Here is a 16,267-nt window from a genome sequence, read left to right on the forward strand (position 1 = left end):
TTCCGCAGGCGATGCCGCTCGCTGTCTGTTTACCATCGGCGCCGACGCCATGACAAGCCGGCGGAGGCTGCAGCCAACGCCGTCAAGGCAACGTGCAGGCGTCAGCCCAGCGGCTCATCCGACAGGTAGGTATAGCCGGTCAGGCCCGCTTCCAGCGCATCCGCCAGCCGTTGCGATTCCGCCGCCGGCAATCCGGCTGCTTCCACGCGCTGGCGATACACCGCGCGCAGATCGTCCAGCCTGTAGCCCACGTAGTCGAGCATCACGTCGGTGGTGTCGCCGCGCCGCTGCTGGGTAATCAGGTAACCGTTGCCGGCATCGGCACTGACTTCCACCGCATCGGTATCGCCGAACAGGTTGTGGATGTCGCCGAGGATTTCCTGGTACGCGCCCACCAGGAAGATGCCGAGGCGATAGCTCTCGCCGGGCTTCATCGCATGCAGCGGCAGCGAGGAATCCAGACCTTCGTTCTCGACGTAGGTCTTGACCATGCCGTCGGAGTCGCAGGTCATGTCGGCGATGATGCCGCGGCGCGCCGGCGCCTCATCCAACCGCTCGATCGGCACGATCGGGAACACCTGGTCGATGGCCCACACGTCGGGGATCGATTCGAACACACTGAAGTTGACGAAGTACTTGTCGACCAGGCGCTCGTTGAGCTCGTCCAGCAGGTCGCGGTGGCTGCGCTCGTCGCTGCTCAGGCGCGCACGCACGGCATGCGCGATGGCATAGAACAGGTCGTCGATGCGCGCGCGGTGGACCAGGTCGATCTGGCCCAGCGCGTACAGCGACAGGCCTTCGCTGTGGTGGTGCTGCGCCTCGTGGAAGAGTTCGACGGCCGGGCGTGTATCGAGTTCGCTGTGGATCTCGCGCAGGTGGCGGATCACCGCCGGCTCGTCGTCGTGCGACGGCGGCACGCGTCCTTCCGGAGCCTGCTCGACTTCGGACACGTTGACCACCAATACCGCATGGTGCGCGGTCATCGCGCGTCCGCACTCGGTGACGATGCGCGGCGGCGTCAGTCCGTGCTGCTCGCAGGCTTCGGCCAGCGGCTGCACGATGTTGCTCGCGTACTGGCCGATGCCGTAATTGATCGAGCAATAGCTGCGCGAGCGCGTGCCTTCGTAGTCGATGCCCAGGCCGCCGCCGACGTCGACATGGCTGATGGTCGCGCCGAGCTTCGACAGCTCGACGAAATAGCGCGTCGCCTCGCGCATGCCGTTGGCGATGTCGCGCACGTTGCTGATCTGCGACCCCATATGGAAATGCAGCAGGCCCAGCGTGTCCTGCAGGCCGGCCTCACGCAGCTGCTTCCACAGGTCGAGCACCTGGCGCGGGGACAGGCCGAACTTGGCCTTGTCGCCACCGCTGTTCTGCCACTTGCCGGCGCCCAGCGTCGCCAGGCGCATGCGCACGCCCAGGCCGGGCTTCACGCCCAGCGCGCGCGACTCTTCGATGACCAGCGCCAGCTCGGACGGCTTCTCGATGACGATGAAGGTCTGCAGGCCCAGCTTGCGGCCGATCAGCGCCAGGCGAATGTACTCGCGGTCCTTGTAGCCGTTGCAGACGATCAGGCCGCCGGGGCGCGACAACGCCAGCACGGCCATCAGCTCGGGCTTGCTGCCGGCTTCCAGGCCGAAGCCTTCACCGGCGTGCGAGGCCAGCGTGCCCGCGACGCCGCGATGCTGGTTGACCTTGATCGGATACACCGCGGTGTAACCGCCCTGGTAGTCCCAGTCGGCCTGCGCCTGCGCGAACGCGGCCTGCAACTTACCGAGGCGGTCGCCCAGGATGTCGGGGAAGCGCACCAGCAGCGGCAGCTGCGCGCCCTGCGCGCGTGCGGCGTCGACCACCTCCGGCAACGGGATCAGCGGGCCCTGCGGGCCCTTGGGCGACACCACGATGCGGCCGGCGGCGTCCACGTCGAAATACCCTTCGGCCCAGTGCGGGACGGAGTAGGTTTTGCGGGCGTGGTCGGTGGACCAGGTGGGGCTGGAAGTCATGGCTATTCGCTGGGCTGGCGCGTGGCGACGCGTTCTTCATTGCCGGGGCGGAACGTCCACCGCGGCGCGGACGCGCATTCTACAGGCTGCGGTCACACGGGTCCGTTACAATGCGCCGCCTCGCTGACGCCCCTCTCCCGCCGGGAGAGGGGTTGGGGGCGCCTCCGTAGCTCGTCCGACACACTGATGATGGACGAGCCGCAGCGAGCCATGAAGGCGAACCATCGGCTGTTCACCTCATTCACTCGCTGTGGCTCGTTCTTCAGCAAAGAGGCGGACAGGCGACCGGGGCACACCCTCGTCCGGCGCTTCGCGCCATCTTCTCCCGGAGGGAGAAGAGAGCTACCTCACTCCTTCACCCGCAGGACACCACCCCATGACCGCCAACGACACCTGGTTCATCGAACACTTCTCGCACACCGGCTCGGCCATCGGCTTCCGCACGACCGGCAAGCTGGACGAGGTGCAGTCGCCGTTCCAGAAGATCGAGATCTACGACAGCACCGACTGGGGCAAGTTGATGGTGATCGACGGCGCGATGATGCTGACCACGCGCGACAACTTCTTCTACCACGAAATGATCAGCCACCCGGTGCTGTTCACCCACGCCGCGCCCAAGCGCGTGGTGATCATCGGCGGCGGCGATTGCGGCACGCTGCGCGAGGTGCTGAAGCACCCGGGCGTGGAGAAGGCGACGCAGTGCGATATCGACGAGCAAGTCACGCGCATGGCGGAGAAGTATTTCCCCGAGCTGTGCGAATCCAACAACGACCCGCGCGCCGAGCTGCTGTTCGACGATGGCGTGGCCTACATGGCGAACTGCGAACCCGGCAGCGTCGATGTGGTCATCGTCGACTCGACCGATCCGGTCGGCCCGGCGGAAGGCCTGTTCAACAAGGCGTTCTTCGAGAGCTGCTACCGCGCACTGAAGCCGGACGGCCTGCTGGTGCAGCAGTCGGAGTCGCCGCTGGCGCTGCTGGACCTGATCAAGGACATGCGCGCCGAGATGGGCAAGGCCGGCTTCCAGTCGTTCAAGACGCTGCCGTTCCCACAGCCGTGCTATCCGACCGGCTGGTGGAGCGTGACCATCGCCAGCAAGGCAGCCGGCGCCGACTTCGCGTTCCGCCAGGCGGACGCGGCAGCCAAGCCGTTCGATACGTTGTATTACACCGCGCACCTGCATACCGGTGTGCTGGTGGCGCCGCCGTTCGTGGCGAAGGCGCTGGGGGAGTAAGGCCCCTTTCGTTTTCGTTAAAAAGCCCCGCTACGCGGGGCTTTTTTCTTGGCGACTTCCTGTCAGCTCTGGCAACCCTCTACCCCTGCGATCTGAACTGCTCGAAGAATGCGTAGTCGATCTCGATGATCTGTTTTGGCCGCACACCCAGTCCGACGTCTTCAAAGAGAGTTACCAGACGGTCTCCGTCCACCAGTTCTATCGGGATTACACCGTCGCGGGCGGCCTCCATTTCCGCATCAGACGTGAAGCGTCCGGTGGTTATGAAAACGCCCTTCTCCGCTCTCCCGAGCAAGGCATTCCTGAATTCGCCTACCGCCGCCCTACCGACCACGTCCTTGTAGCGCTTCGCCTGAAAAGCGACTTTAAGACTGACGAAAGGGCTCAGCCTCAGAACACCATACCCGTCAATACCCCCGTCTCTGGACTTTTGAGTGACGGATACGGATTCGAATCCGTGTTCACGCAATAGGCGCTCGCATACCAGTTCAAATCCGTAGGGCGGCAACGACTGAAGCACCTCAAGCAATGACTGCTCTTGTTGCTCATCGAGAGGCAGATCGTCCACAGGCACTGCCGTCGCAATCTCTGCCTCTACGGGAGTTCGGCGAGTCTCTTGATACTGCTTTACTGTCGAGAGAAAGATCGCCCGGCTGGCAACATCATCAAGATGGGTTTTCCACCCCAGTGGAGTCAATGTCCAGACTCCCCTTCGGGAGTCATCAATCATCCCCTGCCAAACCAGGTACTGTCGGGCCCATTGAACCTGGTTATGGAATCTATTTGCTCCAGACTTGATCGTTGGATCCGTCACTTCTGGCGGAAGATCGAGTGCTCTCGCGATCCAGCTCGACACTTCTTTAGGCTTCGCGGAGCCACCTACCGAACGCAGACAATCAAGCAGCGGTCCCATCCAGCGGACGAATTCCGTTGTCCCCTTGGTTCGCTTGCTCACAGCGCATCCGCGTCGAGCTCGCCGGTGCGAATTCGCACCACCCGCTCCAGGTCGTAGACGAAGACCTTGCCGTCGCCGATCTTGCCGGTGCCCGCCGCCTTCACGATGGCCTCGACGACCTGTTCGACCTGGTCGTTGGTCACCGCGACCTCCAGCTTCACCTTCGGCAGGAAGTCGACCACGTACTCGGCGCCGCGATAGAGCTCGGTGTGGCCCTTCTGCCGGCCGAAGCCCTTCACTTCGGTGACGGTGATGCCGGCCACGCCGGATTCTGCCAGCGCTTCGCGCACGTCGTCCAGCTTGAACGGCTTGATGATCGCCATGACCATTTTCATGCAGAGTGCTCCCGTCGATGCTGCCCGCAGGATAGCGCGACGAGACGGCGTGCGGTTGCGGCTGCGGGCCGTCTCGCGGTTCAATGGCCACCTCGCCGCCGGATTTTCCCGACAGCGCTGCGCAGCGAATCCCGATGGCCGGTATCGGCGTCGGCCTCGCAAGCTCGATGCACTGCCGGAGAACAGACATGATCGACCTCAACCACATCGACGACCTCGCCCGCCGCCTCAGCCAGCTGGTGCCGCCCGGCCTGCGCGACTCGCAGGAGGAACTGCAGCTGACCTTCAAGTCCGCGCTGCAGGCAGGCTTGGCGAAGCTGGACCTGGTGACCCGCGAGGAGTTCGACGTGCAGCAGGCCGTGCTGCTGCGCACCCGCGAGAAGCTCGAAACGCTGGAACGCACCGTCGCCACGCTGGAAGCCCAGCTGGCCGACAAGCCCGCCCAGTCCTGACCCCGCCGCCATGAGTCTGGCCCTGGTGAACAGCCGGGCACGGGCGGGCGTGTCCGCGCCGCCGGTGCGGGTGGAAGTGCATCTGTCCGGCGGACTGCCGTCCACCCAGATCGTCGGCCTGCCCGAAGCCGCCGTGCGCGAAGCGCGCGATCGCGTCCGTGCGGCGATCCTTTGCGCGCAGTTCGAGTTCCCTACCCGTCGCATCACCGTCAACCTGGCGCCCGCGGACTTGCCGAAGGATGGGGGCCGTTTCGACCTGCCCATCGCCCTCGGCATCCTGGCAGCAAGCGGGCAGATCCGTCGCGAAGCGCTGGCCGAGTACGAGTTCCTCGGCGAGCTCAGCCTGACCGGCGAACTGCGTGCCGTGGATGGCGTGTTGCCGGCGGCACTGGCCGTGGCCGCGGCCGGCCGTACCCTCGTGGTGCCCGAGCCCAGCGGTGCGGAAGCGGCGCTCGCGCGACAGGGACAGGCCCGCACCGGCCGCACATTGCTGGAAGTGTGCGCGCTGCTGGAGGGTCGCAAGATCCTGCCGCCCGCCGTTGCGCCGCCGCCGTTGCCGCCCTCCATTCCCGACATGGCCGACGTCCGGGGGCAGGCGCACGCACGCCGGGCACTCGAGGTCGCTGCGGCAGGCGGACACCACCTGCTTCTCATCGGCTCTCCCGGCTGCGGCAAGACCCTGCTGGCGTCGCGGCTTCCCGGCCTGCTGCCGGATGCCAGCGACGCGGAAGCCATGGAGAGCGCCGCCATCGCCTCCGTCAGCGGCCGCGGGCTGGATCCTGCGCGCTGGCGGCAGCGTCCTTACCGGGCTCCCCACCACACGGCGAGCGCGGTGGCGCTGGTCGGAGGCGGCGCGCAGCCGCGACCCGGCGAAATCTCCCTCGCGCACAACGGCGTGCTGTTCATGGACGAATTGCCCGAATGGAGCCGCGCAGCGCTGGAGGTGCTGCGCGAGCCGCTGGAATCCGGCACGGTCACCGTCTCGCGTGCCGCGAGGACCGCCGAATTCCCCGCACGCTTCCAGCTGGTAGCCGCCATGAACCCATGCCCCTGCGGCTGGGCCGGCGACCCCAGCGGACGCTGTCGCTGCGGCGCCGATGTAGTGCGTCGCTACCGGAGCCGACTGTCGGGGCCTTTGCTGGACCGCATCGACCTGCATGTGCACGTCCCGCGCCTGCCGCCGCACGAACTGCGGCCCGATGCGCCGGACGGCGAAGGCACGGCGGCGGTGCAGGCACGCGTGGTCGCGGCACGCGAACGGCAGCAGGCGAGGTGCGGCCGGCCGAATGCACGCATGGGACAGGCCGAGACGATGGCGCATTGCCGGCTTCAACCGCGCGACCAGGCCCTGCTGGAGCGCGCCGTCGAACGCCTGCAACTCTCCGCGCGCAGCCTGCACCGCATCCTGCGTGTGGCGCGGAGCATCGCCGACCTGGCGGACAGCGAATCCATCGGAACCGCACACCTGACCGAAGCCCTGGGCTACCGGGGACTGGACCGCGGCAGCGCAGCATGACCTCCGGCTACGGCGGTTGAAGGTGGGGTGTGATCTACTCGGGTCACACATCGCACCGGCAGGCGTCCTGCCTGCTGCCACCTTCTCGCCACCCAGGAGCCCGCCCATGCGCCACACCGCATTCCGCCTCACGTTGCTGGCCTCGACCGTCGCCGTCGCGCTCGCCGCGCAGGCCGCGCACGCCGCCCCGTCCGCCGCCGATCGCATCGCCGGTACCGAGCTGATCGCGCGCGACGCGCTGTTCGGCAATCCCGAACGTGCCAACGTGCAGCTCAGCCCCGACGGCAAGTACCTCAGCTGGGTCGCCGCCGTCGATGGCGTACTCAACGTCTGGGTCGCTCCCGCGGACAACCCCGCACAGGCGAAGGCGGTCACGCAGGACAAGGCGCGCGGCATCCGCAGCTATTTCTGGTCGTACAACCCCGACACCCTGCTGTACCTGCGCGACAGCGGCGGCGACGAGGATTTCCACCTGTACGCGGTGGACCTGAAGACAGGGCAGGCCAAGGACCTGACGCCGTTCCCGAAGACCACCGCGCAGGTGGCCGGCGTCAGCCCGAAACATCCCGGCACGATCCTGGTCGGCATGAACGACCGCGACACCAAATGGCACGACATCTACAAGGTCGACCTGGCCAGCGGGCAGCGCACGCTGCTGGAAAAGAACGAATCCGAGATCGGTGGCTACATCGCCGATGCCGACTACCAGCTGCGTTACGCCACGCGCTCGCGCCCGGATGGCGGCGCCGACGTGTTGAAGCACAGCGCGTCCGGCAGCTGGGAGAAGGTCGAGGACATTCCGTTCGAGGACGGGCTGACCACCAGTCCCGGCGGCCTGACACTGGACGGCCAGACGCTGTACTTCACCGATTCGCGCGGCCGCAACACCTCCGCCCTGTTCGCGGTGGACGTGGCCAGCGGCAAGCGCACGCTGGTGCTGGAAGATGCCCGCGCGGACGTCGGCGGCACGTTGGCCGATCCGAAGACGGGCAAGGTGCAGGCCGTGTCCGTGGACTACCTGCGCGACGAGTGGAAGGTGGTCGATCCGTCGATCCGGGCCGACCTGGAGAAGCTCGAGGCGATCGGCCCGGGCGACGTGTCGGTCAACACGCGCACGCTGGACGACAAGACCTGGATCGTCGCGTACTCGGCCGCCGAAGCGCCGCTGGTGTATTACCGCTACGACCGTCCGGCAGGCACGCTGACCAAGCTGTTCTCAGCGCGCCCGAAGCTGGAAGGCAAGCCGCTGGTGCCGCAATGGCCGGTGGAGATTACCTCGCGCGACAACAAGACGCTGGTGAGCTACCTGACCCTGCCGCGCAGCGCCGACGCGGACAACGACGGCAAGGCCAATGCGCCGGTGCCGCTGGTGCTGCTGGTGCATGGCGGCCCGTGGGCGCGCGACTCCTACGGTTACGGCGGCTACAACCAGTGGCTGGCCAACCGCGGCTATGCGGTGCTGTCGGTCAACTTCCGCGGCTCCACCGGCTTCGGCAAGGACTTCACCAATGCCGGCAACGGCGAGTGGGCCGGCAAGATGCACGACGACCTGATCGACGCCGTGCAGTGGGCGGTCAAGCAGGGCGTCACAACGGAGGACAAGGTCGCCATCATGGGCGGCAGCTACGGCGGCTACGCCACGCTGGCCGGCCTGACCTTCACGCCGGATACGTTCGCCTGCGGCGTGGACATCGTCGGTCCGTCCAACCTCAACACGCTGCTCAGCACGGTGCCGCCTTACTGGGCGAGTTTCTTCGAGCAACTGGCCAAGCGCATGGGCGACCCGCGTACCGAGGCGGGCAAGGCCTGGTTGACCGAGCGCTCGCCACTGACCCGCGCCGACCAGATCAAGAAGCCGCTGCTGATCGGCCAGGGCGCGAACGACCCGCGCGTGAAACAGGACGAGAGCGACCAGATCGTCAAGGCGATGACAGCGAAGAAGATCCCGGTGACCTACGTGCTGTTCCCCGACGAAGGCCACGGCTTCGCGCGTCCGGAAAACAGCAAGGCGTTCAACGCGGTGGCCGAGGGCTTCCTCGCCCAGTGCCTCGGTGGCCGTGCCGAGCCGATCGGCAACGATCTCAAGGGCTCCAGCATCAGCGTGCCGACCGGCGCCGATGGCGTCCTCGGCCTGTCGGAGGCGTTGAAGCGCCACACGCAGGAAGTGAAGAAGTAAGCCTTCAGCTTCCCTGCAACGAAGAAACGCCGGCGCAAGCCGGCGTTTCTTTTTCCTGCATCCCTGCAACAGCGGTCAGGCCGCCTTTTCCTTCTCGTAGAACTGCTCCTCCTCGGTGGAGCCCTTCAACGCGGTGACGCTGGAACTGCCGCCCTGGATGACGGTGGTGACGTCGTCGAAGTAGCCGGCGCCCACTTCCTGCTGGTGCGAGACGAAGGTGTAGCCCTTCTCGCGCGCGGCGAACTCGGCTTCCTGCACCTGCTCGACGTAGTGCTTCATGCCTTCGCCGCGGGCGTAGTCGTGGGCGAACTTGAAGGTGTTGAACCAGTTGATGTGGATGCCGGCCAGGGTGATGAACTGGTACTTGTAGCCCAGCGCCGACAGCTCGTCCTGGAAGCGGGCAATCTGCGCGTCGTCCAGGTTCTTCTTCCAGTTGAAGCTGGGCGAGCAGTTGTACGACAGCAGCTTGCCCGGGTGCTTGGCGTGCACGGCCTGGGCGAACTCGCGCGCGAAGCCGATGTCCGGCGTGCCGGTCTCGCACCACACCAGGTCGGCGTACGGCGCATACGCGACGCCGCGGCTGATCGCCTGCTCCAGGCCGTTCTTCACCCGGTAGAAGCCTTCCGCCGTGCGCTGGCCGGTGACGAAGGGCTGGTCGTTGGCATCGAAGTCCGAGGTCAGCAGGTTGGCGGCTTCGGCGTCGGTGCGCGCCAGCACGATGGTCGGCACGCCCAGCACGTCGGCGGCCAGGCGCGCGGCCTGCAGCTTCTGCACGGCTTCCTGCGTCGGCACCAGCACCTTGCCGCCCATGTGGCCGCACTTCTTCACGGCGGCCAGCTGGTCTTCGAAGTGCACGCCCGCGGCGCCGGCGATGATCATGTTCTTCATCAGCTCGTAGGCGTTCAGCACGCCGCCGAAACCGGCCTCGCCGTCGGCGACGATGGGCAGGAAGAAGTCGATCGCGTCCTTCTCGTCGGCCTTGCCGTCGCAGATGTTCTTCCACTGGATCTCGTCGGCGCGCTGGAAGGTGTTGTTGATGCGGCGGACCATGGTCGGCACCGAGTCGTAGGCGTACAGCGACTGGTCGGGATACATGGTCTCGGAGGTGTTGCCGTCGGCGGCGACCTGCCAGCCGGACAGGTAGACGGCTTCCAGGCCGGCCTTCGCCTGCTGCATCGCCTGGCCCGCGCTGATCGCGCCGAAGGCGTTGACGTAGCCCTTCTTCGCTTCGCCGTTGACGAGCTTCCACAGCTTCTCCGCGCCGCGCTTGGCCAGGGTGTGCTCCGGCTGCAGGCTGCCGCGCAGGCGGACGACATCGGCGGCGGCGTAGTCGCGCTTGATACCGCTCCATCGCGGGTTGTTGTCCCAGTCGTTCTGGATGGCGTCGATCTGCTGTTGCTTGGTGCTCATGGCGGGCTCTCTTTCGTCGTGGGGCGTCGTGGTGGGGGTGATCGGTCGATGGGTCAGTCGATGCGGTCGTACGCGGGCAGGGTCAGGAAGTCGGCCAGCTCGTCGGCGCGGCTCAGGTGGTCGAGCAGGGCGATGGCTTCGGAGATGCGCTCGCCGCCCGGCAGGCGCGAGTGGTCGCCCAGCTTCGCGGGCAACGCGGCCAGCGTGCGTTGCAGCAGCGCGTAGTCGATCTGGGTGCCGTCGCACAGGTGCACGTCCGGCGTGTGCAGCCATTGCCAGATTTGCGTGCGCGAGATCTCGGCGGTCGCGGCGTCTTCCATCAGCCAGTGGATCGGCACGCAGCCGTTGCCGTCCAGCCACGCGGCCAGGTAGCGCACGCAGACTTCGACGTTGCCTTCGAAGCCGGCGCGCGTGATGGTGCCGGTGGACGGGCGGATCAGGTCATCACGCGTGACCGCCACGTCCTCGCGCAGCACGCCGCGCTGGTTGGTCTGCGGCATGTGCTCGTCGAAGAGCGCCTTCGCCACCGGGATCAGCGCCGGATGCGCGACCCAGGTGCCGTCGTGGCCGGCGGTGACTTCGCGCAGCTTGTCGGCGCGCACACGGGCCAGCGCCTGCTCGTTCGCCGCTTCGTCGTTGTTGATCGGGATCTGCGCCGCCATGCCGCCCATCGCATGCGCGCCGCGGCGGTGGCAGGTCTGGATCAGCAGTTCCGAATAGGCCTTCAGGAACGGCTGCGTCATCGTCACCTGGCCGCGCTCCGGCAGCACCTTGTCGGCATGGCGACGGAAGGTCTTCAGGTAGGAAAAGATGTAGTCCCAGCGACCGCAGTTCAGGCCGACGATGCGCTCGCGCAGCGCATGCAGGATTTCATGCATCTCGAACACGGCGGGCAGCGTCTCGATCAGCACGGTGACCTTCATCTGACCGTGCGGCAGGCCCAGCGCGGCCTCGATGTGCGACAGCGCGGTCTCCCACAGTGCCGCCTCTTCCATGCTCTGCAGCTTGGGCAGGTAGAAGTACGGGCCGCGGTCCTTCGTCTGCAGCGCGCGGGCGTTGTGCCAGGCGAACACGGCGACGTCGAACAGGCCGCCGGCGATCGGTGCGCCATCGATCAGCACGTGCTTCTCGTCCAGGTGCCAGCCGCGCGGGCGCACCAGCAGCACGGCCTGCTCGTCCTGCGGCTTCAGCGCGTAATGCTTGCCGTTGTCGCCCGTGAAGGTCAGTTCGCCGGCCACCGCGCCGATCAGCGCGCGCTGGCCGGTCAGCAGGTTCTGCCAGGTCGGCGAGGTGGAATCCTCGAAGTCGGCCATGAACACCTTCGCGCCGGAATTCAGCGCGTTGATGACCATCTTCGGATCGACCGGGCCGGTGATCTCGACGCGGCGGTCCTGCAGCGCGTTCGGGACCGGGGCCACGGTCCAGTCGCCGTCGCGGATCGCACGGGTGTCGTCGCGGAAGTCCGGCAGTCCGCCGGCGTCGAAGAACGCCTGGCGCTCGCGGCGGGCCCGCAGCCGGGCCTGGCGCTCCGGTTCGATCGCACGGTGCAGCGAGACCAGCAACGCCAGCGCACCGGGCGGCAGCAGTGCGTCCTGGTCCGCCAGGCGGGCGGTCAGGGCGATGCCGGGGGTGGGACGGTCGGCGCGTGCATCGCGCGGCGGCAGGGCGAAAGCGGGAGCGGACATGGGGGTCTCCTGGCGACTTGCTGGAGATGCACAGTGCTCCCCGCTCGAATTATTTGACAAAACAGTTTTGTCAATGCACTAAATAAGCTCTGCTTATAGTTGACTAGATCGTGAGCTATAAAGAAGCGCCAACCCCGCGATTTCCCTACAAATCCGACCGCCTGAAGCCGCTGCGCGCCTTCTGCCAGACGGTGCGGCTGGGGTCGGTATCGCGGGCGGCCGAGGCACTTTTTGTCAGCCAACCAGCCATCACGCTGCAGCTGCAGGCGCTGGAACGGGACCTGGGCGTCACCCTGTTCGAGCGCAGCGGGCGCCGGCTCACGCCGAGCCGGGAGGGGCAGGTGCTGTACGAGCTGGCGCAGCCGCTGGTGGCGGGCCTGGACGGGCTGGACGCGACCTTCCGCGAGAAGGTCAGCGGGCTGGAAGCCGGCGAGCTGAACGTGGCCGCCAACAGTTCGACCATCCTCTACCTGCTGCCGAAGATCGTGGAGCACTTCCGCCAGCAGCACCCGGACGTGAAGCTGACCCTGCACAACGCCGCCACCGCCGACGGCACCGACCTGCTGCGCTCGGACGCGGTGGACCTCGCCGTGGGCTCAGTGCTCGACGTGCCGGCCGACCTCAGCTACGCACCGGTGTACCGCTTCGAGCCGATGCTGATCACGCCGCCGGAGCATCCGCTCGCGAAGAAGCGCGACTTGCGCCTGGAGGACCTCTCACCTTACGGCCTGATCCTGCCGCCGAAGCGCCTGATCACCTACCGCCTGGTCGACCTGGTGTTCCAGCAGGCGCGCGTGCCGTACACGGTCGCGCTGGAAGTCGGCGGCTGGGAGGTCATCAAGCAGTACGTCAGCATGGGCATGGGCATCTCGATCATCGCCTCGATCTGCCTGACCGACAGCGATCGCGACCGGCTGGCGGCACGCTCGCTGGCGCAGTGGTTCCCGTCGCGCAGCTACGGCGTGGTGGTGCGCAAGGGCAAGTTCCTGTCGCCACAGGCACGTGCGTTCATCGAACTGATCCAGCCGCACCTGTTCGAGCGTCGCGATTACGATGAGAGCGGACACTCCGAGCGCTGACGCCCCTTCATGAGCGGCCGTTACCGACAACACGATTTCGCGGCTGGCCAAGCCCTGCTGTGTCGCTGGGACTATCTGTAGGGCGCGCAGGCGATGCCTGCGCTGGTGCTGCCGGATGCCTGCGTCGACCTGCTGTGGGACGGCACGCGGCTGAGCATCGCGGGGCCGGACACGCGCGCGCAGTACGCCCGCATCTGCCCCGGCCAGCGCGTGCAGGGGCTGCGCTTTGCGCCCGCGGTGGCCGCACACTGGCTGGGCGTGCCACTGCATGTGCTCGCCGACCAGCGCGTGGAGCTGCGGGATCTCGGCGTTTCCCGCCTTGCGACGCTGGCCGACCGGATGGCGGCCCGCACCGATGCGATGGGCTGGCTCGCCGACCGGATCCTGGCCGACACGCCGTCAGGCACGGACACGATGCAGGTCGTGCATGCACGACTGGCACGAGCGCAGCCCGATTCGGTCGCGCACCTCGCGCGCGACCTCGGCCTCACCGAACGCACCCTGTTGCGCCGATGCGACGACGCGTTCGGCTACGGACCAAAGCTGCTGGCGCGCATCCTGCGACTGCAACGCTTCCTGCGCTTGCAGCACGACGATGCGACGCTGGTGGACATGGCGCTGGACGCCGGCTACTACGACGCCGCCCAGCTCGCCGGCGATGCGCGACGCCTCACCGGCCTGACGCCGACACAGCTGCTGGCGCAGGTCGCACGCTGACGGTCCGATTTCGCCAAGACAGGGACGATGAGGTCGCGCAGACTGTCGGCCTCTTCCACGGACACCTGCCATGAGCGCCGCCGAACACCATCACCGCATCGACTACCTCGAGTTGAACGTCGCCTCGATCGCCGCCTCGAAGGCCTTCTATGGCACCGCATTCGGCTGGACGTTCCAGGATTACGGCCCGGACTACTGCGAGTTCCGCGACGGCCGCCTGACGGGTGGCTTCGCGCACGGCACGCCGCAGCCAGGCGGCGCGCTGGTGGTGCTGTATTCGACCGCGCTGGAAGACAGCCTGGCGCAGGTCGAGAAGGCCGGCGGCCGCATCACCAGGCCGATCTTCACCTTCCCCGGTGGCCGCCGCTTCCAGTTCACCGATCCCGACGGTTACGAACTCGCCGTCTGGTCGACGACCTGAGTCAGCGCGCGTCGTAGCGGGCCAGCAACGCGCGGTGGCCCGAGCGCCATTGCGCGAGCTCCGCGGATGAACCGCCGTACGCCGTGTCGATGAAGGCCAGCGACAACGACGCTGTCGCCTGCTTCACCTGCTCGCTGACCTCGCGCGAATCGAAGTAGCGGTGGTCGGTGAACACGTTGTGGGTGCCGTGGCGATACACCGCCAGCACCTTGTGCGCGCCGCCGATGGCATCGAACACCTTCAGCCGGTCCTCCACGCCCGAGCCGAAACCGGGGATGCGGATGATGTCGTCGGCCGTGGTGACGTGCAGCGTGGGCATGGTGATGCCGGCGAGGATCGGGCGGAAGTCGTCGTCGCCGTAGAACGGCGGCGCTGAGATGACGATGGCGGCGCTGAAGCGCGGATCGCGCAGTTGGATCGCCTTGCCGTCGCGCACCACGCGCGCACCGGCCGACATCAGCGTGGTGTTGGCGCCATAGGAATGGCCGGCGGCGACGATGCGCGCACGATCGACGTGCTGGCCCCACCCGCCGGCCAGCACCCGGTCGAGCGCGAAGCGCTGGTCGCGCACGCGGGCGACGGCTTCTTCCTCGCTGGCGGCGTGCTGGAAGCGCGACACCAGCCCGAACGGATTGCCCTGCCACAACGCACGGTCGCTGCCGACATGCTGCACATGGAGGCTGGCGATGCCGTGCTTGGCCCAGTAGTGGCCCAGGTAGGTGTAGCCATCGCGCGCGCTGCCGATGCCGTGCGAGAACACCACCAGCGGCACCTTGCCCGTGCGCGCCGCGTCCGGCCAGAACAGTTTTACCGGCACGGCGCGGCCGCGCGCGGGATCCACCCAGTCCAGGTCCTGCACGCGGTAACCCGCGTGCATCTCGAAGCCGGCATCGCCGCCCATACGCACATGCGACGACGCCACCAGCATCGGCGCCAGCAGCAACAGGGACAGCAGGACCGCCACACGATGGCGGCGGAAGAAGGCGGCAACGTTCATCGACACCACATCCGGAACTGGGGAATCCCACGCACCCGACAGCGCATGGACGGGACAACACGGCCGTCGCGCGGGCGCGGCCTCTACTTCTTCTTCGGACGACCGGCCTTGACCGGCGCCAGCGCATCCAGCGCCTTCGCCAGCGCCTGCGGCGACAGGCCGGACAGGGCATGCAGGCCGGCGCGCAACAGCTCGCTCTTCTTCACCGGCCGCTGCACCTGCAGCCCGCGCGCCTTCAGCACATCGACAAGGGCGAAATCCTCGGCCGGCATGGTGAAACTGTCGCGGACCAGCCGGGCCGGCGCCGCGGCCTTGGCCTCGTCCATATCTGCGGCACCACGCGTCTTGCGGGACTTGGCCACGGCGCACCTTGAAATTGTATAAACGATTTATACCTTTTCCCGCACGCACCGCCAAGGGCGTCGCGAGCCGACGGGCGGCACGCATTCAGCCAGTGGAGGTGCCGGCCGCGGCGGCGCCCGGACGTAGACTGTCGACTCTCCCGCCCGTGGAGCCTGCCCATGTGCCCCCGCGCCGACGCCTCCTGTACCGGCGAACGCGCCGCCGCGCTCGCGGCCGGCGATGCCGGAGCGCTGGCCGCGGCACTGGCGATCGCCCCCGTCGACCCGACGGGCGTGCACGAGGCCCGCAAGAGCGTCCGCCGGCTGCGCTCCCTGCTCGCGATGGGCCGGCGCGTGCTCGGCAGGGACGCGGTCGATGCGATCGACGATGAACTGCGTGCACTGGCACGGGACCTGTCCGCCCTGCGCGACGGGCAGGTCGTGATGGAGACGGCCCGGCAGGTGGCAGACGAGGCGGACGATGCCGGCGAACGCGCCACGTGGGACGCCTTGCGGCCGTTGCTGGCCGAACGCCAGCGGCAGCGGCTCGCCGACGCCCTGCGCGAGGATCCCGGCTTCGTGCGTCGGCAGGCACAGGCGCACCGGCAGGCCGAACGGCTGCAACAGCTGCCCTGGCATCGGCTCCGCGGCAGCGACCTGCGCGAGGCGCTCGAGCGCTCGGTACGCCGGCAGGCGCGGGCCCAGGCCACGGCGCTCGCATCGGGCGCCGTCGACGACCTGCATGAGTGGCGCCGGCGTTCGCGACGGCTGCGCATGCAGCTGAGTGCGTTGCGCAAGCTCCACGTGCGTCCCGGCCTGGCCGGTCGGGGCGGCGTGAGCCTTCGCCATGTCTCCCGGCTGGTCGACCAGCTCGGCGTCCTGCAGGACCTGGCGCTGCTGTCGCAGGCACTGGAAGCCCTCGAGCAGGCCCGGCCACCCTCCCGGT

The 16,267-nt window shown here is 67.6% G+C and carries 14 protein-coding genes and 1 pseudogene; 8 read left to right on the forward strand and 7 right to left on the reverse strand.

Translation table 11 applies throughout. The features are described 5' to 3' along the window. Positions 1-101: 101 nt before the first annotated feature. Positions 102-2,003, reverse strand: a complete 1,902-nt coding sequence (gene speA / locus CSC78_RS09740) for an arginine decarboxylase (protein WP_162337709.1) — start codon at positions 2,001-2,003, stop codon at positions 102-104. 376 nt (positions 2,004-2,379) lie between these two features. Here speA and speE point away from each other — a divergent pair, with 376 nt between their 5' ends. Further along, positions 2,380-3,237 carry a polyamine aminopropyltransferase gene (speE, locus tag CSC78_RS09745; RefSeq protein ID WP_162337710.1) on the forward strand — a complete coding sequence of 286 codons (858 nt, stop codon included), beginning with the start codon at positions 2,380-2,382 and terminating at the stop codon, positions 3,235-3,237. A 79-nt stretch (positions 3,238-3,316) separates the two neighbouring features. Here speE and CSC78_RS09750 read toward each other — a convergent pair whose 3' ends face one another. Further along, a complete protein-coding gene (locus CSC78_RS09750; RefSeq protein WP_238391226.1) occupies positions 3,317-4,192 on the reverse strand; it encodes a restriction endonuclease in 876 nt (291 codons plus the stop codon). Beyond that, a complete protein-coding gene (locus tag CSC78_RS09755; RefSeq protein ID WP_162337711.1) occupies positions 4,189-4,527 on the reverse strand; it encodes a P-II family nitrogen regulator in 339 nt (112 codons plus the stop codon). Before CSC78_RS09755 ends, CSC78_RS09750 begins: the two co-directional genes overlap by 4 nt. A gap of 188 nt (positions 4,528-4,715) precedes the next feature. On the opposite strand from CSC78_RS09755, the pseudogene ubiK reads away from it, so the two are divergent. The 3 genes and pseudogenes from ubiK to CSC78_RS09770 all read left to right on the forward strand — a co-directional run. Next, positions 4,716-4,992 (forward strand): annotated as a pseudogene (gene ubiK / locus CSC78_RS09760) (ubiquinone biosynthesis accessory factor UbiK); the annotation flags it as partial. Next, positions 4,990-6,495 (forward strand): YifB family Mg chelatase-like AAA ATPase, encoded by a 1,506-nt coding sequence (locus CSC78_RS09765; RefSeq protein WP_162337713.1) that lies wholly within the window; start codon positions 4,990-4,992, stop codon positions 6,493-6,495. The pseudogene ubiK and the gene CSC78_RS09765, both read left to right, overlap by 3 nt. 106 nt (positions 6,496-6,601) lie before the next feature. Beyond that, positions 6,602-8,671 (forward strand): alpha/beta hydrolase family protein, encoded by a 2,070-nt coding sequence (locus CSC78_RS09770; protein ID WP_162337714.1) that lies wholly within the window; start codon positions 6,602-6,604, stop codon positions 8,669-8,671. A gap of 75 nt (positions 8,672-8,746) precedes the next feature. Here CSC78_RS09770 and aceA read toward each other — a convergent pair whose 3' ends face one another. Beyond that, positions 8,747-10,081: an isocitrate lyase gene (aceA, locus tag CSC78_RS09775; protein ID WP_162337715.1), complete on the reverse strand. Its 1,335-nt coding sequence runs from the start codon at positions 10,079-10,081 to the stop codon at positions 8,747-8,749. A 53-nt stretch (positions 10,082-10,134) separates the two neighbouring features. Beyond that, the gene (gene aceB / locus CSC78_RS09780; protein WP_162337716.1) at positions 10,135-11,766 is read right to left on the reverse strand and encodes a malate synthase A; all 1,632 of its coding nucleotides are present in this window, start codon (positions 11,764-11,766) and stop codon (positions 10,135-10,137) included. Between the two features lie 110 nt (positions 11,767-11,876). On the opposite strand from aceB, the gene CSC78_RS09785 reads away from it, so the two are divergent. The 3 genes from CSC78_RS09785 to CSC78_RS09795 all read left to right on the forward strand — a co-directional run bounded on the left by CSC78_RS09785 (position 11,877) and on the right by CSC78_RS09795 (position 13,983). Then, positions 11,877-12,845: a LysR family transcriptional regulator gene (locus CSC78_RS09785; RefSeq protein WP_162337717.1), complete on the forward strand. Its 969-nt coding sequence runs from the start codon at positions 11,877-11,879 to the stop codon at positions 12,843-12,845. A gap of 93 nt (positions 12,846-12,938) precedes the next feature. Continuing rightward, positions 12,939-13,562 carry an AraC family transcriptional regulator gene (locus CSC78_RS09790; RefSeq protein WP_162337718.1) on the forward strand — a complete coding sequence of 208 codons (624 nt, stop codon included), beginning with the start codon at positions 12,939-12,941 and terminating at the stop codon, positions 13,560-13,562. A 70-nt stretch (positions 13,563-13,632) separates the two neighbouring features. Further along, positions 13,633-13,983 carry a VOC family protein gene (locus tag CSC78_RS09795; RefSeq protein WP_162337719.1) on the forward strand — a complete coding sequence of 117 codons (351 nt, stop codon included), beginning with the start codon at positions 13,633-13,635 and terminating at the stop codon, positions 13,981-13,983. A gap of 1 nt (position 13,984) precedes the next feature. Here CSC78_RS09795 and CSC78_RS09800 read toward each other — a convergent pair whose 3' ends face one another. Together CSC78_RS09800 and CSC78_RS09805 are read right to left on the reverse strand one after the other, a co-directional pair. Then, entirely contained in the window at positions 13,985-14,980 is a 996-nt protein-coding gene (locus CSC78_RS09800; RefSeq protein WP_162337720.1) for an alpha/beta hydrolase family protein, read from the reverse strand. A gap of 83 nt (positions 14,981-15,063) precedes the next feature. Beyond that, entirely contained in the window at positions 15,064-15,342 is a 279-nt protein-coding gene (locus CSC78_RS09805; protein ID WP_162337721.1) for a hypothetical protein, read from the reverse strand. 159 nt (positions 15,343-15,501) lie between these two features. On the opposite strand from CSC78_RS09805, the gene CSC78_RS09810 reads away from it, so the two are divergent. Then, positions 15,502-16,267 (forward strand): CHAD domain-containing protein (locus tag CSC78_RS09810; protein ID WP_162337722.1); only part of this gene is annotated, 766 nt, incomplete at its 3' end.

The sequence above is a fragment of the Pseudoxanthomonas japonensis genome (assembly GCF_010093445.1).
Classification (GTDB): Bacteria; Pseudomonadota; Gammaproteobacteria; order Xanthomonadales; family Xanthomonadaceae; genus Pseudoxanthomonas_A; species Pseudoxanthomonas_A japonensis.

Coding starts and splice junctions, on each gene's coding strand:
- aceA (WP_162337715.1), bottom strand. CDS start 10,081: ATGAGCACCAAGCAACAGCAGATCGACGCCATCCAGAACGACTGGGAC.
- CSC78_RS09765 (WP_162337713.1), top strand. CDS start 4,990: ATGAGTCTGGCCCTGGTGAACAGCCGGGCACGGGCGGGCGTGTCCGCG.
- speE (WP_162337710.1), top strand. CDS start 2,380: ATGACCGCCAACGACACCTGGTTCATCGAACACTTCTCGCACACCGGC.
- aceB (WP_162337716.1), bottom strand. CDS start 11,766: ATGTCCGCTCCCGCTTTCGCCCTGCCGCCGCGCGATGCACGCGCCGAC.
- CSC78_RS09755 (WP_162337711.1), bottom strand. CDS start 4,527: ATGAAAATGGTCATGGCGATCATCAAGCCGTTCAAGCTGGACGACGTG.
- CSC78_RS09800 (WP_162337720.1), bottom strand. CDS start 14,980: ATGAACGTTGCCGCCTTCTTCCGCCGCCATCGTGTGGCGGTCCTGCTG.
- speA (WP_162337709.1), bottom strand. CDS start 2,003: ATGACTTCCAGCCCCACCTGGTCCACCGACCACGCCCGCAAAACCTAC.
- CSC78_RS09795 (WP_162337719.1), top strand. CDS start 13,633: ATGAGCGCCGCCGAACACCATCACCGCATCGACTACCTCGAGTTGAAC.
- CSC78_RS09770 (WP_162337714.1), top strand. CDS start 6,602: ATGCGCCACACCGCATTCCGCCTCACGTTGCTGGCCTCGACCGTCGCC.
- CSC78_RS09790 (WP_162337718.1), top strand. CDS start 12,939: ATGCCTGCGCTGGTGCTGCCGGATGCCTGCGTCGACCTGCTGTGGGAC.